This is a genomic window from Nocardiopsis prasina DSM 43845 (assembly GCF_000341265.1).
Classification (GTDB): Bacteria; Actinomycetota; Actinomycetes; order Streptosporangiales; family Streptosporangiaceae; genus Nocardiopsis; species Nocardiopsis prasina.
Genome location: NZ_ANAE01000201.1, coordinates 1 through 25,749, shown reverse-complemented (window position 1 = coordinate 25,749; position 25,749 = coordinate 1). Strand labels below are relative to the sequence as shown.

The window sequence follows — 25,749 nt, the reverse complement described above, 5'->3', positions numbered from 1 at the left end:
GGGTTCCTCACATCCGGAAGACGCCGTAGCCGACCGGCTCCAGGGGCGCGTGGCGGGCGGCGGACAGGGCCATGGCGAGCACGTCGCGGGTGTCGGCGGGGTCGATGACGCCGTCGTCCCACAGGCGCGCGGTGGAGTAGTACGGGCTGCCCTGTTCCTCGTACTGGTCGCGGATGGGCGCCTTGAAGGCCTCCTCGTCCTCGGCCGACCACTCCTCGCCGCGCGCCGTCATCTGGTCGCGGCGCACGGTGGACAGCACCGACGCGGCCTGTTCCCCGCCCATGACGGAGATGCGGGCGTTGGGCCACATCCACAGGAAGCGGGGCGAGTACGCGCGGCCGCACATGGAGTAGTTGCCCGCGCCGAAGGACCCGCCGATCACCACGGTGAACTTCGGGACACGGGCACAGGCCACGGCGGTGACCATCTTGGCGCCGTGCTTGGCGATGCCGCCCGCCTCGTAGTCGCGGCCGACCATGAACCCGGAGATGTTCTGGAGGAAGACCAGCGGGATGGAACGCCGGTCGCACAGTTCGATGAAGTGCGCGCCCTTGAGGGCGGACTCGGCGAACAGGATGCCGTTGTTGGCGACGATTCCCACCGGGTGCCCGTTGACGCGTGCGAACCCGGTGACCAGGGTGGTGCCGTATTCGGACTTGAACTCGGTGAACTCGCTGCCGTCCACGACGCGGCCGATGACCTCGCGCACGTCGTAGGGGGTGCGGGTGTCAGCGGGGACCACACCGTAGAGCTCCTCGGGGTCCAGCGCCGGCGGGCGGGGTTCGCGGGTCTCCCAGGCCGGGGGGTCCAGCGGGCCCAGGGTGTCGACGATCCGCCGCACCTTGGTGAGGGCGTCGGCGTCGTCGTCGGCGAGGTGGTCGGTGACCCCGGAGACCCGCGAGTGCAGGTCGCCGCCGCCCAGCTCCTCGGCGGTGACGACCTCGCCGGTGGCCGCCTTCACCAGGGGCGGGCCACCGAGGAAGATGGTGCCCTGCTCGCGGACGATCACCGCCTCGTCGCTCATCGCCGGGACGTAGGCGCCGCCCGCCGTGCACGAGCCCAGGACCGCCGCGATCTGCGGGATGCCCGCCCGGGACATGGTGGCCTGGTTGTAGAAGATGCGGCCGAAGTGCTCGCGGTCGGGGAAGACGTCGTCCTGCATGGGCAGGAACGCGCCACCGGAGTCGGCCAGGTACACGCAGGGGAGGCGGTTGTGCAGCGCCACCTCCTGGGCGCGCAGGTGCTTCTTGACCGTCATCGGGTAGTAGCTGCCGCCCTTGACGGTGGCGTCGTTGGCCACCACCACGGTGGCACGCCCGGCCACGCGGCCGATCCCGGCGATCATCCCGGCCCCGGGGGCGTCCTGGCCGTCCCTTCCGTAGAGGCCGTAGGCGGCCAGCGGGGCGATCTCCAGGAACGGGGAACCGGGGTCCAGGAGGAGGTCGACGCGGTCGCGGGGGAGGAGCTTGCCGCGCTCGACGTGACGCGCTCTGGTCTTCTCGGGGCCGCCGAGGGCCGCGGTCGCGATCCGCTCCCGCAGCTCCAGCGAGAGCGCGCGGTTCGCGGCGTCGTTGGCGGCGAACGCGGGCCCGGCGGTGTCTACCGCCGAACCGAGCACAGGTGCCCTGCTCATGGTGTCCTCTCGTGGAGGGATGTTAATGCTCACTAACAGAGGTGATGTTAGTAACTACTAACATGGGTGTCCAGGGTCCGGGTGGCGCGGACCACGCGGACGGGCGGCGAGAGGCGGACGGATGGCGACGGCACCCCAGGGTCAGCGGCCCACGGGCGAGCGGAGAACGGCGATCCTGGGTGCGGCGGCCCGGCTCTTCGCCGCGCACGGCTACCGGGGTGTGACCATCGACGACCTCGGGCGCGCCGTGGGCACCACGGGGCCCGCCCTCTACCGGCACTTCCCCGGTAAGGAGGCGCTGCTCGGCGAGGTCCTCGTGGACATCAGCGAACGCCTCGCCAGTCGGGGACGCGAGCTCGTCACCGGCGCGGACGGCCCCGAGGAGGCCCTGGAGGCCCTGCTGCGCGGGCACATCGAGTTCTCCCTCGGGGAACCCGACCTCATCACCGTGCACGACCGCGAACTGGTCAACCTCACCGACGACGACCGCCGCCGGGTCCGCCGCCTCCAGCGCGGTTACGTGGAGGAGTGGGTGACCGTCCTCGTCGAACTCCGCCCGGGGTCCCCGCGCGCCGACCTGCGGGCCTCGGTGCACGCCGCGTTCGGTCTGCTCAACTCCACCCCGCACAGCCGGGGCCCGCTGTCCCGGGGCGCGATGTCCGCCCTGCTGCTGCGGATGGGATCCGCCGCCCTGCTCGCCGAGGACCCCGCGCCAAAGCCGAGTTGAAACCCGCAGGTACATGGCTTGACCCTCACGTGGGTAGGCCCGCGCACGAGTCTCCCGGACCGACATCCGGGACGCGCGCGTCCACTTCCACAAGGGGGATCGTTCATGGTCGACAAGCGACCGGAGTCCGAGCGCACCACCACCAACGCGGGTATCCCCGCACCCAGCGACGAACACTCACTGACTGTGGGCAGCGACGGCCCCATCGTCCTCCACGACGCCTACCTCGTCGAGAAGATGGCCCACTTCAACCGTGAGCGAGTGCCCGAACGGGTGGTGCACGCCAAGGGCAGCGGCGCCTATGGCACGTTCCAGGTGACCAACGACGTCAGCGAGTACACCTGCGCCGACCTCTTCCAACCGGGGCGTCGAACCCCGATGCTGGCCCGCTTCTCCACGGTGGCCGGGGAGATGGGCAGCCCCGACACCTGGCGCGACCCGCGCGGGTTCGCGCTCAAGTTCTACACGCGCGAGGGCAACTTCGACATGGTCGGCAACAACACGCCGGTCTTCTTCGTGCGGGACCCCCAGAAGTTTCAGGACTTCATCCGCTCCCAGAAGCGCGACCCCCGCACGGGCCTGCGCGACAACACCATGCAGTGGGACTTCTGGTCGCTGTCGCCGGAGACCTCGCACCAGGTGACCTGGCTGATGGGTGACCGGGGCGTTCCGAGGACCTGGCGTAACATGGACGGGTTCAGCTCGCACACGTACCAGTGGATCAATGCCAAGGGGCAGCGGTTCTGGGTCAAGTACCACTTCCGCACCGACCAGGGCAACGACTTCCTCACCCAGGAGGAGTCGGACCGCGTGGCCGGTGAGGACGCCGACCACCACCGCCGCGACCTGTTCGAGGCGATCGAACGCGGGGACCACCCGTCGTGGACGCTGAGCATGCAGATCATGCCCATCGACGAGGCGGCGGGCTACCGGTACAACCCCTTCGACCTCACCAAGGTGTGGCCCAAGGGCGACTACCCGCTGATCGAGGTCGGGCGGATGACCCTGGACCGCAACCCGGACAACCACTTCATCCACATCGAACAGGCCGCCTTCGAGCCGTCCAACATGGTGCCGGGCACCGGCGCCTCCCCGGACAAGATGCTGCTGGGCCGCATGTTCTCCTACCCCGACACCCACCGCTACCGGATCGGGGTCAACTACGACGAACTCCCGCCCAACCGTCCCCACGCGCCGGTGCGCTCCTACGGCAAGGACGGGGCGATGCGCCACTACGCCCCGGACACCGGGCAGGTCTACCACCCCAACTCCTACGGCGGCCCCGACGCCGCGCGCCAGGAGGGCGTGGAGGAGGCCGGGTGGAAGGTGGAGGCCTCCGAACTCCTGCGGGAGGCCTACCGGCTGCGCGAGGACGACGACAACGTCTCCCAGCCGCGCGCGCTGATCCGCGACGTCATGGACGACGCCGCTCGTGACCGGCTGGTCTCCAACATCGTGGGCCACGTGAGCGCGGTCACCGACGAGGGGATCCTCCAGCGCGCCCTGAAGTACTGGAGCGACATCGATCCCGGGATCGGCGCCCGTGTGGCCGAGGGGGTCAACCGGAGCTGACCCTCCGGGGCCGGGACGGCAGACGGAAGGGGGCGGGTGGCCACGATCACCCGCCCCCTCACGTGCGAACCGGTCCTACCTGAGGCCGACGCCGCCCACGACGTCCTCCACCGGCTGGGTGACGTCGCCGGTGTCCGGGGCCTCGGCCGGGAGCTGGCCGGTGACCTCGTCGGTGGCGACCGGGGCCTCCTCCGCGCTGACGGGAAGGTTCTCGGTGGCGACCGGGAGCTCGAGCGCCGCCAGGGCCGCGGTCGGGTCCTCCAGTTCCATGAGCGCCTGGAGCGACTTCAGGGAGTCGGCGTCGCTGAGCAGCGCGACGGCCTCCTCGTCGGCCAGGATCTCCTGGACCTGGGGGTTCGCGAGCAGGGCCTCGGCCTCGGGCGAGAGGTTCTCGACGGAGCCGGTGGCCTCCTCGGCGGGCTGGGCGACCTCACCTGCGGGCTGGGAGACCTCCCCCACCGGCTGGGCGACCTCGTCCTTCGGGTCGGCCTGGGCCGCTCCGACGCCGACGAAGGTCATTCCCCCGGCCAGTACAGCGGCGGTGGTGATCCTGGTGAAGGCACGCATATGCGTTCCTTGCCCCTCTCTGCGACACGGGTCAGCACGTTCCGTAAGTGCACGACCACACATAGTCATCTAGTCTCAGGTTCAGGACACCAAGAGCGGGTTTCGCCCCCGTGAAGTCACCGTATGTCTTTCGGGCTGTGTGCCAATGGCGGACAAAGTCCCCGGAACGACTCGTGTGGGAGTGAGGGGAAACCGCCACCTCGCCCGTACATTCGGCAGCGGTGAAGTGGGTACGCCCGCGATCGACGGCCCACAGACGCGTCAGGCGTCCCGCCCCCGACCCGAAGAAGGAGCGGTGTACCTATGTCTCGGCCTCGAATCGTGGTGGTCGGATCGGGTTTCGGTGGATTTCACACCATCCGTCACCTGGAACGACGCATTCCCGCGGGAGCGGCGGACATCGCCCTCGTGGCACCACACGACTACATGCTCTACAGCCCGTTGCTGCCGCAGGTGGCCTCCGGCCTACTCACCCCGCAGTCGGTCGTCATGTCGGTGCACCGGCTCACCAAGCAGACCCGGCTCGTCCCCGGGCACGCCGTCGGGGTGGACACCCGCCACCGCACGGTGGTGGTGCGCAGGCCCACCGGTGAGCTCGCCCCCTGCCGTTACGACCGGCTCGTCCTCGCCCCGGGCTCCATGACCCGGGAGTTCGACATCCCCGGGCTCACCGAGCACGCCTACGGTGCCAAGACCCTCGCGGAGGCGGTGCTGCTGCGCGACCACGTCCTCTCCCAGCTGGAACTGGCCAACGACTCGCGCGACCCGGTCGAGCGGGAGGAGCGCTGCCGGTTCGTCGTGGTCGGTGGCGGCTACACCGGGGTGGAGACCGCGGCCTCGCTCATGCGACTCTGCCAGGAGGCCGCCCAGCGCTACCCCGAACTCCGCTCGGTCATCCGCTGGCACCTCGTCGACATCGCTCCGAAGGTCCTGCCCCAGCTCGGCGACCGGCTCGGCCGCAAGGCCGTCGACCTGCTCCGCAACCTCGGGATCGAGGTGAAGATGAAGGTCAGCGTCCGCGAGGTGACCGCCGACAAGGTGGTGCTCACCGACGGCCGAGCCCTCCCTTGCCGCACCCTCATCTGGACGGCGGGCATCACGCCCAGCCCGCTGATGGAGACCCTCGGCAAACCGACCCAGGCCGGGCGCCTGGAGGTCGGCACCGACCTGGCCGTACCCGGCCAGCCCGACGTGTTCGCGATCGGTGACGCCGCCGCGGTGCCCAACCTCTCGCACACCGACAGCGCCTACTGCCCGCCCACCGCCCAGTACGCCAGCCGGCAGGCCTCCACGGCGGCCGAGAACGTCGTGAACTCGGTGCTCGGGCGGCCGCTGAAGGAGTTCCGCCACCACGACATGGGCCTGGTCGTGGACCTGAGCGGACGCGACGCGCTGGCCCGGATCATGCAGTTCGACCTCAGCGGTCTGCCCGCGCTGGCGGCCACGCGCGGCTACCACGTGGCCTCGGTCCCGTCCGGGACCGCGCGGGCCCGTATCGTCGCGAACTGGGGCATCCGCGCCTTCCTCGGCAGTGAGGTGTCCCGGATGGGGTTCGCCGACGACGGCCGGCCGTCGTCGTTCGTGGCCAACGAGGCCGTCGACTACCTGGACGCGGGGACGTCCCGTTCCGAGGGCGCCCGCCTTCTCGACAACGAACGGGAGCGCTACGGCGAGGACTGATCCGCGCCCCCGTCGGGGGAGGGGGTGCGGGACCGGCGCCAGCGGCGGACGACCACGAGGGCGGTGGCGCCCGTGAGGACCACGACCGCCAGGATGACGAGCCAGGTCCCCGTCCCCGACACCAGGGACTCGGCGTACCGGCGGCTGGTCGAGGTCGGATCGGCCAGGACCGCCGCGACGAAGACGGCGGACAGGACGGTGGTGGCCGCGGCCACCACCGTCCCGCGTGTCCCGGTCAGTCCCATCCGGCGGCGCAGCACCCCGCCGGCCTCGACGATCCGGGTGACACGGAGCAGGCGCAGGGTTCCGGCCGCGCGCAGCAGGCGCAGGACCTGGGCGGGCCCGAGTGCGAAGACCACGGCGGGCAGCGTCACCGCCGCCACGAACGTGCTCCACTTGTGGGTGCGCAGCCAGCCGAGCTTGTTCTCGGCCAGCGCGATGAGCAGGATCCACTCGGCCCACAGGACCAGCCCGGCCAGCCAGTTGACCCGGTGCCCGAGCTCTGCCCACCGGTCCTCGCCCCACATGCCGAGGAAGACCGCCGGGACGGAGACCACCGCGCAGAGCAGGACCGGCAGCGCCAGGCGGCGTTCCAGCGCGCGGGCGAGCCCGTTCTCCTCGGTGGCCCGGTGGTCGGCGGAGGTTTCGTCGAAGGTGCGTTCAGGGGGGTCTTCGGGGGGCATACCAGTACGTTAGCCCTGGTGTGGGCGTGGGAGGACGGATGGCCGGGACCGGTCGCGGCGGTCCCGTCGGTCAGGAGCGGACCAGGCGGGCGATCGCGTCGGAGGCCTCGCGCACCTTCTCGTCGGCCTCGTCGCCGCCGTTGGCCACGGCGTGCGCCACGCAGTGCTTGAGGTGCTCGTCCAGCATGGACAGGGCGAAGGAGCGCAGTGCCTTGTTGACCGCGGAAGTCTGGGTGAGGATGTCGATGCAGTACTGGTCGTCCTCGACCATCCGCTGGAGACCCCGGATCTGCCCCTCGATACGGCGGAGCCGGTTGATGTGGCTCTGCTTGTCGTCGCTGTAACCGTGGTTCGCCGCCATGCCACCGTCTCCGTGTCGTTCCTGCTCAGCTGCCATAACAATACCCCCTCAAGGTATTCAAGCGGGGAGCTTCGCGGTCTATTCCGCGCTTCCGGCCGTCGACCGGCGAACCATTTGTCACCAACCAGGCCGTACGAGAAGTTTCCCAGACCGCAGGGGTCGGCCGCCCCGCCGTCAGCGGCCGCCGAGGGTCCCGTCCTGCGCGTCCTCGGTCGGGGGGCGGCTCGCACCGGACCCGTGTGTACGGCGGAGGGGGGCCGCAGCGGCCCCCACTCGACGAGCCCACGCCGACCGCGTCGCCCACGGACTCCCCCGGGGCAGCCCTCGTGGCCGCGCGTAAACGTTCGGTCTGACCTGGGCAATCCCGGGACCGGGACTCTTGCCCCGGTCCCGGAGCCGCGCGGACCATGACGGTATGAGCGACAACCCCGAGCAGGACATCATGACGACCATCCGCGGCCTGATGGACGAGGAGCACGCGCTCCGCTCCACCGAGGGAGGACTCGACCCGGAGGAACGGAGCCGGATGAGGGAGGTCCAGGAGTCCCTCGACCAGTGCTGGGACCTCCTCCGTCAGCGCCGGGCCCGCAGCGAGTACGACCAGGACCCCGAGGAGGCCCGCGTCCGGCCCGTCTCCGAGGTGGAGAACTACCGGCAGTAGCCGAGCAGGAGCACGCAACCAGCGGCCCTCCACCGGCGTCACAGAAGAGTCGGTGCCGGTTCACGCACCCGGACCGGCACCGCCCCTGTCCGGCGCGCACGGAGGAATCCCTTGTTCGCTTCCCTCACCGGCCTCGGCCTGGCCTCGGCCGCCGGTCTCAACGCCTACGTCCCCCTGCTGGTGATCGGGCTGCTGGCCCGGTACACCGAGATCATCCCGCTCACCCCCGCCTGGGCCTGGCTGGAGCACCCAGCCACGCTCGTCTGCCTCGGCGTGCTGCTCGTCGTCGAGTTCGTGGCCGACAAGGTGCCCGCACTCGACAGCGTCAACGACGTGGTGCAGACCGTCATCCGGCCCACCTCGGGCGGGATCACCTTCGGCGCCGGTGCCTCGGCGGTCCAACTCTCGGAGATCACCGAGATCTCCGGCGAGGCCTCGGGCATGGCGACCACCGCTGGCGGCATCGCCTGGGGAGCGGTGATCGCCGGGGTCGTGATCGCCCTGCTCTTCCATCTGGCCAAGGCGCTGGCCCGCCCGGTGGTCAACACCCTCACACTCGGCCTGGGCGCTCCGGTGGTCTCCTTCCTGGAGGACGTCGCCAGCTTCCTCACCGCGCTGATGGCGGTGCTGCTGCCCGTTCTCATCGTGGTGGTGTTCCCGCTGATGGTGGTGCTCGGCGTGTGGGCGGCGCGCAAGGGCCGCAGGGCGCGGGAACAGCGCAGGGCCGAACGAGCGGCGCGGCGGCACGGGACCGGGCCCGGTTCCGGTGCCCACTCCCCACCGGGGCGCGCAGACCAGTACCGGCAGTGACTCCCGCTCCGGCCAGCGCCGACGCGGCCGGGGTGGCGGAAAACGCATATCGGTGACGGGTCGGGGGGTCGTACAGTGCTCCCAATGGCTGAGATGACTTCCGCGAATCCGAACACCCACCACATCGTCTGGGACTGGAACGGCACCCTCCTGGACGACAACCACGCCAACCTGGCGGCCGTCAACGCGGTGTGCGCCCAGTTCGGCCGTGAGCCGGTCGAGATGGACCACTGGCGCACCGTCTTCCGCCGCCCCCTCATCCCCTGCTACGAGGAGCTCCTCGGCCGGAGCCTCTCCGCGGAGGAGTGGGAGCGCATCGAGAAGCTCTACGACAACAGCTACCTGGAGTACCTGCACACCTGTGAGCTGGCCGCGGGCGTCCCTGACGTCCTGCTCCAGTGGGCCGGGAGCGGCCGGACCCAGTCCCTGCTGTCCATGGCCACCCACGACCACCTGGTGCCGCTCATCACCGAACGCGGGCTGAACGACCACTTCACGCGGGTCGACGGACGCAAGTTCGACACCGAGCACGACTCCAAGGCCGAACACCTCGTCCACCACCTGGAGCAGCAGGGCCTGGACCCCGCGCGCGTCGTCCTCATCGGCGACATCGACGACGACGCCCGCGCGGCCCGTGAGGCCGGGGCCCAGACCGTCCTGGTCGCCAGCGGGCTGATGGCCCGCGAGCGCCTGGAGGCCACGGGCGCCCTCGTCGTCGACACCCCGACGGACGCCGTCGCCGCCGTACGCCGACTCGGCTGAACCCCGTCCCCCGACGCGGTCAACGTGGCCCGCCCACCCAATGACACGCTTCGGGGGTGGGCGGGCCACGCTCGTGCTCCCCAGCGGTGACCTGCGTACTTCGTGCCCGCCCCGCGCAGTCGTTAGGCCGGACCGGCCCGTGGCGCCGATGATGGTGTGCTGTTAGATGTGTCTCACAGCAACACACAGCGACGCGATTGGGAAGGCCTGCAATGACGGAGAGCAGCGTGCCCCGTGTGCTCTGGGAGCCCGGTGAGGACCGGATCGAGTCCTCCAACATCGTCGCGTTCGCCCGGTGGGCCGAGCGTGAACAGGGCGTCAGGGCCTTCGGCGAGGGCGACTCCACCGCCGCCCCGGACTTCGACTACGACGCCTTGTGGCGCTGGTCGGTCACCGACGTCGACGGGTTCTGGGCGTCCGTCTGGGAGTACTTCGGCGTCCGCTCCGCCACTCCGTACGAGCGGGTCCTGGCCGACCGGAGCATGCCCGGCGCCCGCTGGTTCCCCGGCGCCACGCTCAACTACGCCGAGCACGTCTTCGAGGGACGCGACCCCGGTGAGGTCGCCATCCGCCACGCCACCGAACTCCGCGCGCTCGACTCCTGGACCTGGGGCGACCTGCGCGAGCGCACCGCCGCGATCGCCGCCGGGCTCCGTGAGCTCGGGGTGGGGAAGGGCGACCGGGTGGCCGCCTACCTGCCCAACCTGCCCGAGACCGCCGCCGCGTTCTACGCTGTCGCCTCCCTCGGCGCGATCTGGTCCTCCTGCTCGCCCGACTTCGGCGTGCGCAGCGTGATCGACCGCTTCGCCCAGATCGAACCCAAGGTCCTGCTCGCCGTCGACGGCTACCGGTACGCGGGCAAGGACTTCGACCGGCGCCCGGTCGTGGAGGAGCTGCGCGCCGCGCTCCCCACCGTCGAGCACACCGTCCTCCTCGACTACCTGAGCCCCGGGGCCGCCCTCGACGGCACGCTGCCGTGGGACCGTCTCACCGAGAGCGGGGCGGGCGCCGAACTCACCTTCACCCCGGTCCCGTTCGACCACCCCCTGTGGGTCCTGTACTCCTCGGGGACCACCGGTCTGCCCAAGGCGATCGTCCAGGGGCACGGCGGCATCCTCCTTGAACAGCTCAAGAACCTGAACCTGCACCTGGACGCCCAGTCGCACGACCGGGTCCTCTGGTTCACCACGACCGGCTGGATGATGTGGAACTTCCTGGTCAGCGTGCTCCTGACCAGGGCCTCCATCGTGCTGTACGACGGCAGCCCCGCCCACCCGTCACCGTCCGCGGACGACGCCGGGGCGCAGGCCGCGGGCCCCGCCTCGCCCGACCTGGGCTCCCTGTGGGACCTGGCCGCCGAAGCGGGGGTGACGGTCTTCGGTACCAGCGCGGGGTACCTGTCCTCCTGCATGAAGGAGGGCGTGCACCCCACGCGGGGCCGCGACCTGTCCGCGCTCAAGGCGATCGGATCCACCGGCTCCCCGCTCAGCCCCGAGGCGTTCACCTGGGTCTACGAGGAGTTCGGCGACGACCTGTGGCTCTTCTCCACCAGCGGCGGCACGGACATCTGTAGCTGTCTGGTGGGCGGGACCCCCACCCTGCCCGTGTACGAGGGCGAGATCCAGTCGCGCGGGCTGGGCATGGCCGTGGCCTCCTGGGACCCGGACGGCAACGAACTGGTCGGCGAGGTCGGGGAACTCGTGGTCACCGAACCCGCCCCGTCCATGCCGGTGTTCCTCTGGGGCGACACCGACGGCGAGAGGCTCAGGGACAGCTACTTCTCCGTCTACCCGGGCATCTGGCGGCACGGTGACTGGATCGAGATCACCGACCGGGGCACCGCGATCATCTACGGCCGCTCGGACTCCACCATCAACCGGGGCGGCGTCCGCATGGGCACCAGCGAGATCTACCGCGCGGTCCTGGCCCTGGACGACGTGGTGGACGCCCTGGTCGTGGACGTGCCCCAACAGGACGGGTCCTCCCGCATCGAGCTGTTCACGGTGCTGCGCGAGGGGGCCGACCTGGAGGGCGGCCTGCCCAAGGAGATCGCCCGCCGGATCCGGACGGACTGCTCGCCCCGGCACGTGCCCGACCGGGTCCGCGTGATCGCGTCGGTGCCGCGCACACTGTCCGGCAAGGTGCTGGAGGTTCCGGTCAAGCGCATCCTCATGGGGGAGGACCCCAGGAAGGTGGCCAGCCGGGACTCGCTGTCCAACCCGGAGGCGCTGGACCACTTCAGCGAGCTGGTCGACGACTGAGCCCGAGGGCGGCGCCCGGCGCCGCTCGGACCGGGCCCGGAGGAACACCCCCTCTCCGGGCCCGGTCAGGGGCCCGTGGCCGGGAGCGGCCTTTGCTCGCCGCCGGACAGAGCCGGGCGTAGCCTGACAACGTGCCACAGAACCGATCCGACCGCTCCCCGTCCGCCAGCACGCCCTCCCCGGACCGGCGCCGCATCGACGGCATCGACGCCGCGCGGGCGCTCGCGGTCTTCGGGATGTTCGCCGTCCACCTCGGGGTCGTCTCCTTCGGCCTGCTGCCGGAGGAACAGGGGTGGGAGTTGCACAGCCTCGTGCGCGGCAACTCCTCGGCCCTCTTCGCCTTCCTCGCCGGGGTCTCCCTGGCCCTGATGACCGGACGCACCCGTCCCGTCGGGGGCGATCCGCTGCGCCGGGCGGTCGTGCGCATCCTGGCCCGCGCCCTGCTGATCGGACTGCTGGGGTTCGTCCTGGACGCGTTCGCCGTGCCGGTGGCGATCATCCTCACCTACTACGCCGGGTTCTTCGTGCTGGCCCTGCCGCTGCTGCGGGCGCGGGCGGCCCTGTTGTGGGTGTCGGCCGCCGCCCTGGCGCTGTTCGGCCCGGTGGTGTCCTTCCTGCTGCGCGCGGAGTACTTCCCGGGAGGGATCCGCACCAGCGCGGTCAGCTCGTTCACCGAGTTCCTCCTCACCGGCTACTACCCGGCGATCACCTTCATGGCGTTCGTGATCGCGGGCATGGCGGTGGGCCGCACGGACCTGACCTCCGCCGTGGTGCGGGTCCGGATGGCGGTCGGCGGCGCGGTCATGGCGGCCTCGGGCTACCTGGGCTCCTGGGTCCTCCTGTACCCGCTGGGCGGCCTGGACCGGCTGACCGAGGCGGAGAACCCCTTCCTCGACGGCCGCCCGCTGAGCTCCCTCGATCCGCAGTACGCCGAGGACCTGCGCTACGCCACGACGGACCACGCCCACAGCATCAGCGGCCAGGTGCCCACCGACTCATGGTGGTGGCTGGCGGTGAACACCCCGCACACGGGCACGACCTTCGAGATCCTCGAAGCGGTGGGGCAGGCCCTGGTCGTGCTGGTCGTGTGCATGCTGCTCGCCGAGCGCCTGCCGCGCCTGCTGTACCCGCTGACGTCCGTGGGCCGGATGCCCCTGACCGTCTACTCGGGGCACATCCTGGTCCTCGCGGTGATCGTGGCCCTGCACCCGGACGGCTCCGCGAGCGGCCCCTGGTACCTGGAGCTGTTCATCCTCGGGGCGCTGGTCTTCGCGAGCCTGTGGCGATGGGGCGTGGGCCGGGGACCGCTGGAGACCGGCCTGGGCTCCTTCGCGGACGCCGCCGTCAGCTTCGTGGAGGGCGGCCGGTCCGACGGCGGAGGGCTCGGCGGCCAGGGCCCCGGCCCTGGAGCGGCACCGCGGGCGGACTGACGGGGCCGACCCGCGGACCGCCGCGGGCGCGGTCCCGGATCAGCGCTGGTCCTCCGGCCGGGTGATGTGCGCGGAGGTGCGGTCCTGGTGCGCCAGGGTGTCCGTGGTGGTGCGCGTGTTCTGCCGGATCAGGCGGCGGGCGTCGTCCGCCGCCGAGCGCGCCACCGCCGGGCTGGCCACGGGCCGCGCCGACAGCTCGGTGTCCTCGGGCAGGCCGATGTCCATCGGCAGTCCGGCCCGGCTGATCACTCGCAGCTGCGCCGACTCCTGCGACTGGGAGGGCCGGATGTCCCCGTCCGGGGTCTTCCACGCCGACAACCGGTGCGCGAACCAGGCGGCGCCCCGGTAGTCCGGGCCGCTCTCCCAGTCCACACCGTCCGGGCGGTGGGCCAGTGCGTGCTGGAGGTCGGCCAGGGTCCAGCCGGCGGAGAAGAACCGGGCGCTCTCGTTCCTGAGGGCGGCGAAGTCCACCCCGCGCAGGGAGGTGTCCTCCCGGCGCAGCAGCTCGCAGGCGTCGTGCACCGCGTGCGGGGTGTGCCGGGGCCGGTGCAGGGGGTCGGCCTCCGGTCTGCGCAACAGGGAGTCGTCGATGGTCACGATCACCTCGCCCCGGCGGTTGTCCCAGATGCTCACGTCCTCGCGTGCCCACCCCTGCGACTCGGCCAACGCGGTGGCCATTCTGCGCAGGTCGACCTGCCTGTCGTCACTGCTGATCCGGAACTCCGCCATGTCTCCAGGGTAGTCGCGCGCACCGGCGGAGACGGCCGGGGAAGGGCCCGGTGTCCCCGCTCGGTGGAGTGCTCCGGTCTAGACCGCAAGCCGAGCGGGCATGCCATCACGCGCGGCCAAAACGTCGTTTTTCGGGCTTTTCGCACCCACGGTTGGAGAAAAGGACGACCTCAGGGGCCCTCCACCCTTGGAGCCTTCTCCAACCTTGGGGGCGCGCACCCGCCGGGGACTGACGGCGGAGCGGCCCGGGGTTATGGTGACTGCCTGACGGCGGGGGACACCCCGCGTCGAGTGAGCCCACTTGACCTGACGAGCTGTAGGTGCCCGTGCCCCACACCGCATCCGTGCCCGAGGCGACGACCAACCGCGCGCTCCGGGCCTATCTGCACGGCTTCCCGGGGGTCGACGAGGTCGGCGCCCGAGCCCGCGCCCAGGACCTGTCCACCCGGTCCATCAAGACCACCGCCAAGGCCCACGCCATCGACCTGGCCGTCTCCATGGTGGACCTGACCACCCTGGAGGGCGCCGACACGCCCGGCAAGGTCCGGGCCCTGTGCGCCAAGGCGGCCCTGCCCGACCCGACCGATCGCACCGTGCCCCACGGGGGCGCCGTCTGCGTCTACCCGGACATGGTCGCCGTCGCGGTGGAGGCGCTGCGCGGCACCGGGATCGGTGTGGCCTCGGTCGCCACCGCCTTCCCCGCCGGACGCGCCCCCCTGGACGTCAAGCTGGCCGACACCCGGCGAGCGGTCGCCGACGGCGCCAGCGAGATCGACATGGTCATCGACCGCGGGGCCTTCCTCTCCGGCGACTACCTGAAGGTGCACGAGGAGATCGTCGCGGTCAAGGAGGCCTGCGGCGACGCCCACCTGAAGGTCATCCTGGAGACCGGCGAGCTGGTCACCTACGACAACGTCCGCCGCGCCTCCCACCTGGCCATGAGCGCGGGCGGGGACTTCGTCAAGACCTCCACCGGCAAGGTGTCGCCCGCCGCGACCCTCCCGGTCACGCTGGTCATGCTGGAGGCCGTGCGCGACCACCACGCCGCCACCGGACGACGCGTCGGCGTCAAGCCCGCGGGCGGCATCCGCAACACCAAGGACGCGCTCCGCAACCTGGTCCTGGTCAACGAGACCGCGGGACCCGCGTGGCTGACCCCCGACCTGTTCCGGATCGGCGCCTCCAGCCTCCTGAACGACCTGCTCATGCAGCGCACCAGGCTGTCCACCGGCACCTACCCGGGCCCCGACTACTACACGCAGGACTGAGCCGTGATCTTCGAGTACGCGCCCGCACCGGAGTCCCGCTCCGTCGTCAGCCTGCGCGAGACCTACGACCTGTTCGTCGACGGCGAGTTCACCCCGGCCCAGAGCGGTGAGTACCTCACCACGCTCAACCCGGCCGACGAGGAGGAGCTCGCCCGGGTGGCCGTGGCCGGGGAGGCCGACGTCGACCGCGCCGTCGCCGCCGCCCGCCGGGCCCACGACACCGTGTGGGGCCGCATGAGCGGCGCCGAACGCGGCAAGTACCTGTTCCGCATCGCCCGGATCATCCAGGAACGCTCACGCGAACTGGCCGTCCTGGAGACGATGGACAACGGCAAGCCGATCAAGGAGACCCGCGACGTCGACCTCCCGCTGGTCGCCGCGCACTTCTTCTACTACGCCGGTTGGGCCGACAAGCTCGCCCACGCCGGGCTGGGCCCCGACCCCCGCCCCCTCGGCGTGGCGGCCCAGGTCATCCCGTGGAACTTCCCGCTCCTCATGCTCGCGTGGAAGGTCGCTCCGGCCCTGGCCACCGGCAACACCGTGGTGCTCAAGCCCGCCGAGACCACCCCGCTCAGCGCGCTGGTCTTCGCGGAGATCTGCCAGGAGGCGGACCTGCCCCCGGGCGTGGTCAACATCCTGACCGGCGCCGGGGACACCGGCCGGGCCCTGGTCGAGCACCCGGGCACCGACAAGGTCGCCTTCACCGGGTCGACCGGGGTCGGCCGCCAGATCGCCCGCGCCGTGGCCGGGACCGACAAGCGCGTCACCCTGGAGCTGGGCGGCAAGGGCGCCAACATCGTCTACGACGACGCCGCGATCGACCAGGCCGTGGAGGGCGTGGTCACCGGCATCTTCTTCAACCAGGGCCACGTGTGCTGCGCCGGATCGCGTCTGCTCCTCCAGGAGTCCGTCGCGGACGAGTTCCTGCCCCGCCTGAAGGAGCGCATCGCCAAGCTGCGGCTCGGCGACCCGCTGGACAAGAACACCGACATCGGAGCCATCAACTCCGCCGCGCAGCTGGAGCGGGTCCGCGAGCTCACGGCCACCGCCGACGAGGAGAACGTCGAGCGCTGGTCCCCCGCCTGCGACCTGCCCGAGCGCGGCTACTGGTTCGCGCCCACCGTGCTCACCGGGGTCAGCCAGGCGCACCGGGTGGCCCGCGAGGAGATCTTCGGTCCGGTGCTGTCCGTCCTGACCTTCCGCACCCCGGAGGAGGCCGTGGCCAAGGCCAACAACACCCCCTACGGGCTCTCGGCCGGTGTGTGGACCGAGAAGGGCTCCCGCATGCTCTGGACCGCCGAGCGCCTGCGCGCCGGGGTGATCTGGTCCAACACGTTCAACAAGTTCGACCCGACCAGCCCCTTCGGCGGCTACAAGGAGTCGGGATACGGCCGCGAGGGCGGCCGCCACGGTTTGGAGGCCTACCTTGGCTGAGCGTCGCGGCAAGAAGAAGAGCACCGGCGGCGGGTCCCAGACCCCCGTCCCGGCCCGGCTCGCGGTCCGCAAGACCTACAAGCTCTACCTGGGCGGGGCCTTCCCCCGCTCGGAGTCCGGCAGGAGTTACCCCGTGACCTCAGCCGACGGCACCCACCTGGCCAACGCCTCCCTGGCCTCCCGCAAGGACGGCCGGGACGCCGTCGTCGCGGCCCGCAAGGCCTTCGGCGGCTGGTCCGGGCGCACCGCGTACAACCGGGGCCAGATCCTCTACCGGGTCGCCGAGGTCATGGAGGGGCGCCGCGAACAGTTCGCCGCGCGCCTCGTGGAGGCGGGCGGCGTGACCCGGGCCGACGCCGACCGCGCCGTGTCCGCCGCCGTGGACCGCTGGGTGTACTACGCGGGCTGGACCGACAAGTTCGCCCAGGTGCTCGGCGGGGCCAACCCCGTCTCCGGGCCCTTCTACAACCACTCCGCGCCCGAACCCACCGGTGTGGTCGCGGTGTTCGCGCCCCAGCACGCCCCGCTGCTCGGGCTGACCTCGGTGGTCGCCCCGGTGATCGCCACCGGCAACACCGCCGTGGTGGTCACCTCCGAGTCCGCGCCGCTGGCCGCGATCGAGCTGGCCGAGGTGCTGGCCACCTCGGACCTGCCCGGAGGCGTGGTCAACCTGCTCACCGGGAAGGCGGGCGAGATCGGCCCGCACCTGGCATCGCACGCCGACGTCAACGCCCTGGACCTCACGGGGGCCGGGGAGCACGCGGTGGAGTTCGAGCGGGCCGCCGCGACCACCCTCACCCGGGTGCTGCGCCCCGGACCGGAGGCCCACGGCGGGGAGGACGCCTGGCTCGGCGCCGACCCCGGGACCTCCCGGTTGACCCCTTTCCTGGAGACCAAGACGGTCTGGCATCCGGTCGGGGTGTAAGACTGACGGTCCGGCCCGCCCCCACCTTCCGGGGGCGGGAACGGCCCGACAGCCGAGTGGAGGAACGGTGTCAGCGAACACCCCCGAGCAGGCCGAGCCCCGAACCACCGAGTCACGCGCGCCCGAACCGGTGCGCGTCCCCGGGCTGCGCCTGGTGCGCCTGGACCGCACCACCCCCGAGGTGGCCCTGCTGCGCGAGGTCCTGCCCCGCCAGCGGGTCGCCCCCGACCAGCGCCGGTTCATCGACGAGGCGGTGCACACCCTGCCCCGCGCCGACGACGACCCCGCGCGCCACCCCTTCGCGGTCGTCCTCAACGACGGGCCCCTGACCGACCGGAGCGCCGTCCTGGAGGCCTGTGTCGGCTTCGGAGTCGTCGACCGGGCCGGACAGCTCCGCGAACTGGTCGACGACCCGGAGACCGCCGTGCAGCTGCGCGCCTTCTACATCGCCCTCGAACACCAGGGGAAGGGCATCGGCCGCGCCGCCTGCTCCGCCCCGCTGCTCGACCTCCTGGTGGCGGCGATCGCACCCGCGGCCACCCAGATCGTCCTGTGCGTCAACGACGGCAACGACATGGGTGAGCGCACCTACCGTTCGGCCGGGTTCACCCCCAACGGTCGCCGCCACGACGCGGGCGAGCACGGCATGCAGAGCGTGCTGACCCGACCCGTCGAGACCGGATCCCACCCCGTACCGCAGCTACCGGAACACCGATGACGCGCTGGCGGGGGTCGCGCAGGAGGGCGGCGGGGCGCTGGGACACCTCCCAGGTCCGCCTGGTGCGGCTGGACTCGGGGACGGCCGAGGCCGGCCTGCTCCGGGACGCCGCCCTCGAACACGACCTGCCGCCCGAGCAGCTGCGCTTCACCGGGCTGCCCGAACGGACCCTGCCCGACGCCGACGGCGACCCCGAACGCTTCCCGTACGCGATCGTCGCCCTGGAGGGGCCGCTGACCGGCCCCGACCGGGCGCGGGCCGCCTGCGCGGGGTTCGGTGTGCTGGACCGGCTCCTGCGCTCGGAGCTGGTCGACGCGCCGGAGCGGGCGGTACTGCTGCGCGCCTACTACGTCACGCCACAATGGCAGGGCCGGGGAGTCGGCCGGGCCTCCTGCTCCGCACCCCTGCTGGACGGACTGGCCCACGAGGTCGCTCCGGGCGCCGAGGAGATCGTGCTCTGCGTCAACCGGGCCAACCAACCGGCGCAGCGCGTCTACAAGGCCTCCGGATTCGACTTCACCGGCACGGTCGTCCCAGGTGGCGCGGGCCCCCAGGAAGTGATGTCCCGCCCCCTGGAGACCGGAACCCACCCCGCACCGCACCAGCGGTACCGACGAACGGAGAAACCCCAGTGACTCGCACACCCCAGGCCGCCGCCGAGGAGGCCGCGACCGAGCTGCGTTCACGCACCGGTGTGGACAGCTACGACGTGGCCCTGGTGATGGGGTCCGGCTGGGCGCCCGCCGCCGACCTGCTCGGCGACTCCAAGCACGAGTTCGCCACCTCCGAACTGCCCGGGTTCCTGCCCCCGGCGGTGGAGGGGCACAGCGGCACCCTGCGGAGCATCGTGGACGGCGACCGCCACGTGCTCGCCTTCCTCGGCCGCACCCACCTGTACGAGGGCCACGGCACCGACGCGGTCGTGCACAACGTCCGCACCGCCGTTGCCGCGGGCGCGCGGACCGTCGTGCTCACCAACGCCGCGGGCGGCATCAACACCGACTACGCCGTGGGCTCCCCGGTCCTCATCGCCGACCACCTCAACATGACCGCGCGCTCCCCGCTGACCGGCGCGACCTTCGTGGACCTCACCGAGACCTACACCCCGGAGCTGCGCGCCCTGGCCCGCGAGGTCGACCCCGACCTTCCCGAGGGCGTGTACGCGGCCATGCCCGGCCCGCACTTCGAGACCCCCGCCGAGATCCGCATGCTCCGCGCCATGGGAGCCGACCTGGTCGGCATGTCCACGGTCCTTGAGGCCATCGCCGCCCGGGAGGCCGGGGCCCGCGTGCTGGGCATGTCCCTGGTCACCAACATCGCCGCCGGTCTGGAGGGAGCCAACCTCGACCACGAGGACGTCCTCGCCACCGGCCGCGACTCCGCCGCGACCGTCGGCCGTCTGCTCGCGGACATCGTCAAGAGGTTCTAGGCGAGCCCGCCGTCCGCCTCGGTCCGGTGCCCCTGTGCCCCGCTTCGCCCCGGCCCCGCCCGCTCATCCAGACAGGAGATTCCCATGATCGACTCCGCGCTCCTCGTCGAGGCCAGGGACTGGCTCGACCAGGACCCCGACCCCGGCACCCGGGGGGAACTGGGCGCGCTCCTGGCCCGCGTCGAGGTCGGCGACGGGGAGGCCCTGACCGACCTCGACGACCGGTTCGCGGCGCGGCTGGAGTTCGGCACGGCGGGACTGCGCGGTGCGCTGGGGGCCGGGCCCAACCGGATGAACCGCGTCGTGGTCATGCGCGCGGCGGCGGGGATCGCGGCGTGGCTCGGGGCGGAGCGCCGACACGTGGTGATCGGCTACGACGCCCGCCACCGGTCGGCCGACTTCGCCCGGGACAGCGCCGCCGTCCTCACCGGGGCCGGGCACCGGGTGTCCCTGCTGCCCGGCCCGCTGCCCACGCCCGTGCTGGCCCACACCCTGCGGCGGTTGGGCGCGGACGCCGGGATCGTGGTCACCGCCAGCCACAATCCGCCCCAGGACAACGGCTACAAGGTGTACGTGGGCGGGTCCGGTCACGACGCGGGCAGCCAGATCGTCTCACCGGTGGACGCCGAGATCTCCGCGGCCATCGACGCGGTGGGGCCGGTCGGCGCGCTGCCGCTGGGCGAGGACTGGGAGGTGCTGGGCGCCGACGCGGTCTCGGAGTACCTGGACGCGGTGACCGCGCTGGTTCCGGACGGGCCCAGGGAGCTCTCGGTGGTCTACACGCCCCTGCACGGCGTGGGCGGCCGGGTGCTGTCGGAGGCGGTGGAGCGGGCCGGGTTCGCGGCGCCCGAGGTGGTGGTCGAGCAGTTCGAACCGGACCCGGACTTCCCCACTGTCGCCTTCCCCAATCCGGAGGAGCCGGGTGCGATGGACCTGGCCCTGGCGGCGGGGGAGGCCCACGGGGCGGACCTGGTGGTGGCCAACGACCCCGACGCCGACCGGCTGGCCCTGGCGGTGCCCGGGTACGGCCTCCTCACCGGGAACGAAGTCGGCGGCCTGCTCGCCGAATACGTGCTGGACCACACGAGTGGCGCGGACCGGGTGGTGGCCACCTCGATCGTCTCCTCCAGTCTGCTCGGCAAGATCGCCCGGGACAGGGGAGTGCACTACGAGGAGACCCTGACCGGCTTCAAGTGGTTGGCTCGCGCGGGCGCGCCCGGCCAGAGCAGGGTGTTCTCCTACGAGGAGGCGCTGGGCTACTGCGTGGGCGGGGACGACGGCCGACCGGTGGCCGACAAGGACGGCGTGAGCGCGGCGCTCGTGGCGCTGGCGCTGGCGGCCGAGGCGCGTAGCCGGGGCCGCACGCTGGTCGACCTCCTCGACGACCAGGCCAGGCGGTACGGCCTGCACCTGAGCGACCAGTTGTCGGTCCGGGTGCGGGACCTCTCGGAGATCACCGCGGCGATGCGGCGGTTGCGCGCCGAACCGCCCGCCGCGTTCGGCCCCCTGAAGGTGTCGGGGGTCGTGGACTTCGCCGACGGGCACGTGGGTCTGCCGCCGACGGACGCCGTGCGGTTCGAGCTCGAAGGTGGGACGCGTGGGCGGGTGACGCTGCGCCCCTCGGGGACCGAACCCAAACTGAAGGCCTACGCAGAGGTGGTGTCGGGGGTCGACGGCGACATCGCTGCCAGCCGCGCGCGCGGCTCGGAACTGCTGTCCGAGCTGATGACGGCGGTCGCCGGGGTGGTCAGGGGATGATCCGGGGGTGGGGCGGGGTCACTCGCTCCCCTCGGCGGGCTCCACGACCGGTCGGTGTACGACCTCGTCGATGACGGTGAGCGTCTGGGTGGACGTCACACCGGGGAGCGACTGGAGGCGGCTCAGGATCAGGTCGCGCAGCTGGTTGGTGTTGGCGACGCGGACCAGCAGCACGATGTCCGCCGACCCCACCACGTACCAGCAGTACTCGATCTCGGGGTAGGACGAGAGGATCTCCCGGTTGGCCCGCCAGTCGGGCTGACTGCCGGAGATGAGGACGAGCGCGGTGACGCCGAGCCCCATTTTGGAGTGGTCGGTCACCACGGAGTAGCCGCGGATGACCCCTTCGTCGGTGAGGCGCTTGATCCGGTTGTATGCCGTGGCTCGGGAGACGTTGGCCAGCGCGGCGATCTCGGTGATGCCGGTCCGGGCGTCCTTGGCGAGCGCGCTCAGAATGGTCTGGTCGGTCGTGTCCGGCCGCCGGCCGTTCCTGTGCTGTTCGCCCATGGCCATGTGCGTGCTCCTCGTGTGCTCTTGTCGCAGGGCTCGGCTCCGTGCTGTCTTCATTGACAGGAAGCTGGGAAAAACCGGTCGGGGAGATGACGGACGCACGTTCCGTGGTGCTCGGGTCGGTGTGGGGGTATCGGGGGGATTCGTGCGTACGGACCTCTTGTGCGAACCGCCAAACGGGGGAGTGGCGGAGGAGTTCCGACTGTACTCATGGTTGACGCACGGAGTAGGTCGAGGGTTTCCCTGACTGAGCAGTAACTACACCCGAACCGCCGGAATCCGCCAGAAATTCTTGTCCTGACACCCATTCTCCGCATATTTGTCGTGACTGTCCGGGCATACGACGACTCCTGTGTGTGGCTTCCGGGCTTCCCTTCGGTGGGGTTGGCGGATGGTGGTGTTGATGGTGATTCGTGATGTTTGGCACTGCGTGTCGTTTTCCCCTGTTTCGGAGGCTGAAACTTGGACATCCACGAACGAAACCAGGTCCAACGTTCTTGATCGTATCGACTGTACGGTCGTATCTAGCGAAACTGTCCAGTTGTACGGAGAATCAAAGGCAGACCTGACCACCCCGAGCCCGGGTCGCGCCACACGCGCGCAGGGCCACGTTGGGAGCCGCTCGACATGCCAACCCCAGAGCCCACGGGCCAGGGCGCCATCACCGTGGAGCACCTGCGACCCGAACTCACCCGGGAGCTGTACCGCGCCATGCGCACCGCGCGTGACCTGGACACCGAGGCCATCGCCCTCCAGCGGCAGGGCGTCTTCCCCGCGTACGTCTCCGTCCGGGGTCAGGAGGCCGCCCAGGTGGGCAGCGCCAGCGCGCTCGACCCCACCCGCGACTTCGTCTTCCCCACCTACCGCGAGATGGCCTCCGCCCTCGCCTACGGCGTGGAGATGGTCGCCTACATGGCCACCCACCGCGCCCTGTGGCACGGCGGACTCCACGACGTCATGGAGTCCCGCTTCGGCGCCATCAACGCGGTCGTCGGCGGCCCCGTCCCGCACGCCGTGGGATGGGCGGTCGGCGAACGGCTCCGCGGCGGTGACGGTGTCGCCATGGCCTACTTCGGCGACGGCGCCAGCTCCGAGGGCGACGTCCACGAGTCCATGAACTTCGCGGGCGTGTTCACGGCACCCGTCGTCTTCCTCTGCCAGAACAACCAGTGGGCCCTCTCGGTGCCCAACGAGCGCCAGGTCGCGGGCGGCTCCGTCGCGGCCCGCGCCGAGGGCTACGGCATGCCCGGGGTGCTCGTCGACGGCAACGACGTCGGCGCCGTGTACACCGCCACCGCCGAGGCGGTCGAGCGTGCCCGCGCGGGCGGCGGCCCCACGGTCATCGAGGCCCTCACCTACCGCGTCGAACCCCACTCCACCTCCGACGACCCCAGCCGCTACCGGGACCGCGCCGACACCGACCACTGGCGCACACGCGACCCCCTCGACCTGCTGCGCACCGCGATGATCGAGGCCGGGCACGACGACGAGTCCCACCTCGCCACCGTCGACGCGGAGGCCGCCAAGCGCGCCGAGGAGATCCGTGACGGGGTCGCCGAGACCCCCGAGCCCGACGGCTCCGAACTGTTCACCCACGTGTTCCGGGAGACCACCGAGGAGCTGGCCCGGCAGCACCGCACCTGGCAGGAAGAGGTCGAGCTGTGACCGAGCTGATCGAACACACCGACGCACCGGCCGACTCCCGAGCGGTCGAGCTGTCCATGCAGCAGGCGATCAACCGGGCCCTGCGCGTCCTGTTGGAGGAGGACCCCGACGTCCTCGTCTTCGGTGAGGACGTCGGCGCCCTCGGCGGCGTCTTCCGCGTCACCGACGGTCTCCAGAAGGAGTTCGGCGACCAGCGCGTCTTCGACACCCCGCTGGCGGAGTCGGCCATCATGGGCATGGCGGTCGGTCTGGCGATGAACGGCTGGCGGCCGGTCCCCGAGCTCCAGTTCGACGGCTTCGCGTATCCGGCCGTCGACCAGATCGTCAACCAGGTGGCGCGCATGAACTACCGCACGCGTGGCGCCGCCCCCATGCCGATCACCCTGCGCCTGCCGTCCTTCGGCGGCATCCAGGCACCCGAGCACCACGGGGAGAGCCTGGAGGCGCTCTTCGCGCACACCCCCGGGCTGAAGGTCGTCGCCCCCTCCGACCCCGCCGAGGCGTACAGCCTGCTGCTCCAGTCCGTGCGCTCCGACGACCCGGTCGTCTACATGGAGCCCAAAGCCCGCTACTGGGACCGCCGCCCGGTGGTGCTGAGCGAGCCCACCGACCCCATCGGCACTAGCAGGATCGTGCGCCCCGGCAGCCACGCCACCCTCGTCGCCTGGGGCGCGATGGTGCACCGCTGCCTCCAGGTGGCCGAACTCGCCGCCGAGGACGGAGTGGACCTGGAGGTCCTCGACCTGCGCTGGCTCAAGCCCATCGACGCCGCCGGGCTGGCCGCCTCGGTGGCGCGCACCAAGCGCGCCGTGGTCGTCCACGAGGCCCCGCTCACCGCGGGACTCGGCGCGGAGGTGGCCACCCTCATCACCGAGAACTGCTTCCGTGAGCTGGCCGCCCCGGTCCAGCGCGTCACCGGGTTCGACGTGCCCTACCCGGCCGGACCGCTGGAGCCCCAGTACCTGCCGACGATCGACCGCGTCCTGCTCGCGGTCCAGCGAACCCTGGAGTACTAGCCCACATGGCAGAAGAGAACATCACCTTCACCCTCCCCGACCTGGGCGAGGGCCTGGTCGAGGCGACCGTCCTGGAGTGGCAGGTCGCGGTCGGGGACACGATCGGCCGCAACGACCCCCTGGTCGAGGTGGAGACCACCAAGTCCGCCGTGGTCATCCCCTCGCCCAAGGCCGGGCGCGTGGTGGAGCTGCACGCGGAGGAGGAGCAGGTGGTCCCCGTCGGCGACCCCCTGGTGACCTTCGCGGTGGAGGTCGAGGAAAGGGCGCCGCAGGCCGGAATCGTCGGACGCGTTCCCACTGAGGACGCCAAACCGCAGCGCCGGGTCCGACTCAGGCCACCGACGAACTGAGGCCGTGACGACGAGGGCCCGTTCGGACGTCGACACCAACGGAACGGCCCTTCGGGTCATTCTGTTTATGGGAACGTCTGAATGGGCCCTCGTTCGCTTCCAACAAATCCCCACCGGATCGAGAACGGAAAAGATTCATGAACGCGAATCTCGTCGGAGACGTGACAATGCGTTATGCGGATTTGCCGCCGCAGGCCCCCGGCGATCACCTTCCGGTGCTTCTGCTGCACGGTTTCGGTACCACGTTCGAGATGAATTGGAGCGCCGCCGGGTGGCCGCGCGCGTTCGACACCGCCGGACGCCGGGTGATCGGCCCGGACCTGCGCGGGCACGGGGCCAGTGACAAGCCGACCGACAGCGGGCTCTACCTGCCCGAACACTTCGTCGCCGACCTTGTGGGTCTGCTCGACGAGCTGGCCGTGGAGCGCGTCGACGTCGTCGGCTACTCCATGGGCTCCCGGATCGCCTGGGAACTCGCGCTCACCGCGCCCGAGCGGGTGCGTCGTACGGTGCTGGGCGGGTTCGGCCCGGCCGACGCTCTGGCGGGCCTGGGTGCTGCCGAACCGGGCGCGGGGGACACCCCCTTCGACCACGTGTACCGGACCGTGGTCGCGCTTCCGGGCAACGACGCCGCGGCGCTCGCCGCGTGCGCCCGCGGCCAGGCCGCCCGTCCCTTCCAGGAGGAACCGCGTCCCGAGGGCCTCCCGCCGCTCCTGGTCGCCGGAGCCGGGGACACCGTCGCCGAGGGTGCCGCCGGGCTCGCTGAGCGCTGCGGCGGGGCGTTCGTGGAGATCCCGGGG

Annotated in this window: 25 protein-coding genes; 19 read left to right on the top strand and 6 right to left on the bottom strand. The window is 71.5% G+C overall.

The annotated features are described in order from the left end of the window. Window positions 1-7: 7 nt before the first annotated feature. On the bottom strand, window positions 8-1,618 hold the full coding sequence (locus D452_RS0124510) for a carboxyl transferase domain-containing protein (protein ID WP_017546779.1): 1,611 nt from the start codon (window positions 1,616-1,618) through the stop codon (window positions 8-10). Window positions 1,619-1,754: 136 nt separating this feature from the next. On the opposite strand from D452_RS0124510, the gene D452_RS0124505 reads away from it, so the two are divergent. Both D452_RS0124505 and D452_RS0124500 read left to right on the top strand, forming a co-directional pair. Then, on the top strand, window positions 1,755-2,360 hold the full coding sequence (locus D452_RS0124505; protein WP_017546778.1) for an SACE_7040 family transcriptional regulator: 606 nt from the start codon (window positions 1,755-1,757) through the stop codon (window positions 2,358-2,360). 105 nt (window positions 2,361-2,465) lie between these two features. Beyond that, on the top strand, window positions 2,466-3,932 hold the full coding sequence (locus tag D452_RS0124500) for a catalase (RefSeq protein WP_017546777.1): 1,467 nt from the start codon (window positions 2,466-2,468) through the stop codon (window positions 3,930-3,932). Between the two features lie 75 nt (window positions 3,933-4,007). Here the strand turns inward: D452_RS0124500 and D452_RS0124495 are convergent, their stop codons facing one another. Next, window positions 4,008-4,499 (bottom strand): hypothetical protein, encoded by a 492-nt coding sequence (locus tag D452_RS0124495; RefSeq protein WP_017546776.1) that lies wholly within the window; start codon window positions 4,497-4,499, stop codon window positions 4,008-4,010. A gap of 303 nt (window positions 4,500-4,802) precedes the next feature. Here D452_RS0124495 and D452_RS0124490 point away from each other — a divergent pair, with 303 nt between their 5' ends. Further along, complete coding sequence (locus tag D452_RS0124490; RefSeq protein WP_040694821.1) at window positions 4,803-6,179, top strand: NAD(P)/FAD-dependent oxidoreductase; 1,377 nt, start codon at window positions 4,803-4,805, stop codon at window positions 6,177-6,179. On the opposite strand, the gene D452_RS0124485 is transcribed toward D452_RS0124490, so the two are convergent. Next, window positions 6,164-6,862, bottom strand: a complete 699-nt coding sequence (locus D452_RS0124485; RefSeq protein ID WP_017546774.1) for a hypothetical protein — start codon at window positions 6,860-6,862, stop codon at window positions 6,164-6,166. The two genes, D452_RS0124490 and D452_RS0124485, sit on opposite strands and share 16 nt — an antisense overlap. A 70-nt stretch (window positions 6,863-6,932) precedes the next feature. Then, window positions 6,933-7,223, bottom strand: a complete 291-nt coding sequence (locus D452_RS0124480; protein ID WP_017546773.1) for a metal-sensitive transcriptional regulator — start codon at window positions 7,221-7,223, stop codon at window positions 6,933-6,935. A gap of 415 nt (window positions 7,224-7,638) precedes the next feature. Here D452_RS0124480 and D452_RS0124475 point away from each other — a divergent pair, with 415 nt between their 5' ends. The 5 genes from D452_RS0124475 (at window position 7,639) to D452_RS0124455 (ending at window position 13,147) form a co-directional block, all read left to right on the top strand. Beyond that, entirely contained in the window at window positions 7,639-7,884 is a 246-nt protein-coding gene (locus tag D452_RS0124475) for a DUF2630 family protein (protein ID WP_017546772.1), read from the top strand. Between the two features lie 111 nt (window positions 7,885-7,995). Beyond that, window positions 7,996-8,694, top strand: a complete 699-nt coding sequence (locus tag D452_RS0124470) for a DUF4126 domain-containing protein (RefSeq protein ID WP_017546771.1) — start codon at window positions 7,996-7,998, stop codon at window positions 8,692-8,694. An 84-nt stretch (window positions 8,695-8,778) separates the two neighbouring features. Further along, a complete protein-coding gene (locus D452_RS0124465) occupies window positions 8,779-9,456 on the top strand; it encodes an HAD family hydrolase (RefSeq protein WP_017546770.1) in 678 nt (225 codons plus the stop codon). A 212-nt stretch (window positions 9,457-9,668) separates the two neighbouring features. Beyond that, entirely contained in the window at window positions 9,669-11,717 is a 2,049-nt protein-coding gene (locus tag D452_RS0124460) for an acetoacetate--CoA ligase (RefSeq protein WP_017546769.1), read from the top strand. A gap of 131 nt (window positions 11,718-11,848) precedes the next feature. Continuing rightward, on the top strand, window positions 11,849-13,147 hold the full coding sequence (locus D452_RS0124455; RefSeq protein ID WP_017546768.1) for a heparan-alpha-glucosaminide N-acetyltransferase domain-containing protein: 1,299 nt from the start codon (window positions 11,849-11,851) through the stop codon (window positions 13,145-13,147). A gap of 39 nt (window positions 13,148-13,186) precedes the next feature. On the opposite strand, the gene D452_RS0124450 is transcribed toward D452_RS0124455, so the two are convergent. Continuing rightward, window positions 13,187-13,876 (bottom strand): hypothetical protein, encoded by a 690-nt coding sequence (locus D452_RS0124450; RefSeq protein ID WP_017546767.1) that lies wholly within the window; start codon window positions 13,874-13,876, stop codon window positions 13,187-13,189. A 320-nt stretch (window positions 13,877-14,196) separates the two neighbouring features. Between D452_RS0124450 and deoC the strand changes: the two genes are divergently transcribed. The 7 genes from deoC to D452_RS0124415 all read left to right on the top strand — a co-directional run bounded on the left by deoC (window position 14,197) and on the right by D452_RS0124415 (window position 21,408). Further along, entirely contained in the window at window positions 14,197-15,144 is a 948-nt protein-coding gene (deoC, locus tag D452_RS0124445) for a deoxyribose-phosphate aldolase (protein WP_017546766.1), read from the top strand. Between the two features lie 3 nt (window positions 15,145-15,147). Continuing rightward, window positions 15,148-16,578, top strand: coding sequence for an aldehyde dehydrogenase family protein (locus D452_RS0124440; RefSeq protein ID WP_017546765.1), 1,431 nt, complete (start codon window positions 15,148-15,150; stop codon window positions 16,576-16,578). After that, complete coding sequence (locus tag D452_RS0124435) at window positions 16,571-17,503, top strand: aldehyde dehydrogenase family protein (protein WP_017546764.1); 933 nt, start codon at window positions 16,571-16,573, stop codon at window positions 17,501-17,503. Before D452_RS0124440 ends, D452_RS0124435 begins: the two co-directional genes overlap by 8 nt. A gap of 67 nt (window positions 17,504-17,570) precedes the next feature. Next, window positions 17,571-18,221 (top strand): N-acetyltransferase, encoded by a 651-nt coding sequence (locus tag D452_RS0124430; RefSeq protein ID WP_017546763.1) that lies wholly within the window; start codon window positions 17,571-17,573, stop codon window positions 18,219-18,221. Then, window positions 18,218-18,856 carry a GNAT family N-acetyltransferase gene (locus D452_RS0124425; RefSeq protein ID WP_017546762.1) on the top strand — a complete coding sequence of 213 codons (639 nt, stop codon included), beginning with the start codon at window positions 18,218-18,220 and terminating at the stop codon, window positions 18,854-18,856. Before D452_RS0124430 ends, D452_RS0124425 begins: the two co-directional genes overlap by 4 nt. After that, window positions 18,853-19,650 (top strand): purine-nucleoside phosphorylase, encoded by a 798-nt coding sequence (locus D452_RS0124420; RefSeq protein WP_017546761.1) that lies wholly within the window; start codon window positions 18,853-18,855, stop codon window positions 19,648-19,650. Before D452_RS0124425 ends, D452_RS0124420 begins: the two co-directional genes overlap by 4 nt. 84 nt (window positions 19,651-19,734) lie before the next feature. Continuing rightward, entirely contained in the window at window positions 19,735-21,408 is a 1,674-nt protein-coding gene (locus tag D452_RS0124415; RefSeq protein ID WP_017546760.1) for a phospho-sugar mutase, read from the top strand. Window positions 21,409-21,426: 18 nt separating this feature from the next. Here the strand turns inward: D452_RS0124415 and D452_RS0124410 are convergent, their stop codons facing one another. Next, entirely contained in the window at window positions 21,427-21,921 is a 495-nt protein-coding gene (locus D452_RS0124410) for an Lrp/AsnC family transcriptional regulator (protein ID WP_017546759.1), read from the bottom strand. Window positions 21,922-22,545: 624 nt separating this feature from the next. Between D452_RS0124410 and D452_RS0124405 the strand changes: the two genes are divergently transcribed. The 4 genes from D452_RS0124405 to D452_RS0124390 form a co-directional block, all read left to right on the top strand. Beyond that, window positions 22,546-23,583 (top strand): thiamine pyrophosphate-dependent dehydrogenase E1 component subunit alpha, encoded by a 1,038-nt coding sequence (locus D452_RS0124405; RefSeq protein WP_017546758.1) that lies wholly within the window; start codon window positions 22,546-22,548, stop codon window positions 23,581-23,583. Continuing rightward, entirely contained in the window at window positions 23,580-24,599 is a 1,020-nt protein-coding gene (locus D452_RS0124400; RefSeq protein WP_017546757.1) for an alpha-ketoacid dehydrogenase subunit beta, read from the top strand. Before D452_RS0124405 ends, D452_RS0124400 begins: the two co-directional genes overlap by 4 nt. A 5-nt stretch (window positions 24,600-24,604) precedes the next feature. Then, a complete protein-coding gene (locus D452_RS0124395; protein WP_017546756.1) occupies window positions 24,605-24,949 on the top strand; it encodes a biotin/lipoyl-containing protein in 345 nt (114 codons plus the stop codon). Between the two features lie 167 nt (window positions 24,950-25,116). Beyond that, window positions 25,117-25,749 (top strand): alpha/beta fold hydrolase (locus D452_RS0124390; RefSeq protein WP_239646443.1); only part of this gene is annotated, 633 nt, incomplete at its 3' end.

Bases quoted from the DNA above. Each gene is read 5' to 3' on its own strand.
- D452_RS0124395 (WP_017546756.1), top strand. From the start codon at position 24,605: ATGGCAGAAGAGAACATCACCTTCACCCTCCCCGACCTGGGCGAGGGC.
- D452_RS0124410 (WP_017546759.1), bottom strand. From the start codon at position 21,921: ATGGCCATGGGCGAACAGCACAGGAACGGCCGGCGGCCGGACACGACC.
- D452_RS0124485 (WP_017546774.1), bottom strand. From the start codon at position 6,862: ATGCCCCCCGAAGACCCCCCTGAACGCACCTTCGACGAAACCTCCGCC.
- D452_RS0124475 (WP_017546772.1), top strand. From the start codon at position 7,639: ATGAGCGACAACCCCGAGCAGGACATCATGACGACCATCCGCGGCCTG.
- D452_RS0124415 (WP_017546760.1), top strand. From the start codon at position 19,735: ATGATCGACTCCGCGCTCCTCGTCGAGGCCAGGGACTGGCTCGACCAG.
- D452_RS0124490 (WP_040694821.1), top strand. From the start codon at position 4,803: ATGTCTCGGCCTCGAATCGTGGTGGTCGGATCGGGTTTCGGTGGATTT.
- D452_RS0124450 (WP_017546767.1), bottom strand. From the start codon at position 13,876: ATGGCGGAGTTCCGGATCAGCAGTGACGACAGGCAGGTCGACCTGCGC.
- D452_RS0124465 (WP_017546770.1), top strand. From the start codon at position 8,779: ATGGCTGAGATGACTTCCGCGAATCCGAACACCCACCACATCGTCTGG.
- D452_RS0124500 (WP_017546777.1), top strand. From the start codon at position 2,466: ATGGTCGACAAGCGACCGGAGTCCGAGCGCACCACCACCAACGCGGGT.
- D452_RS0124505 (WP_017546778.1), top strand. From the start codon at position 1,755: ATGGCGACGGCACCCCAGGGTCAGCGGCCCACGGGCGAGCGGAGAACG.
- D452_RS0124495 (WP_017546776.1), bottom strand. From the start codon at position 4,499: ATGCGTGCCTTCACCAGGATCACCACCGCCGCTGTACTGGCCGGGGGA.
- D452_RS0124480 (WP_017546773.1), bottom strand. From the start codon at position 7,223: ATGGCGGCGAACCACGGTTACAGCGACGACAAGCAGAGCCACATCAAC.
- D452_RS0124460 (WP_017546769.1), top strand. From the start codon at position 9,669: ATGACGGAGAGCAGCGTGCCCCGTGTGCTCTGGGAGCCCGGTGAGGAC.
- D452_RS0124425 (WP_017546762.1), top strand. From the start codon at position 18,218: ATGACGCGCTGGCGGGGGTCGCGCAGGAGGGCGGCGGGGCGCTGGGAC.
- D452_RS0124405 (WP_017546758.1), top strand. From the start codon at position 22,546: ATGCCAACCCCAGAGCCCACGGGCCAGGGCGCCATCACCGTGGAGCAC.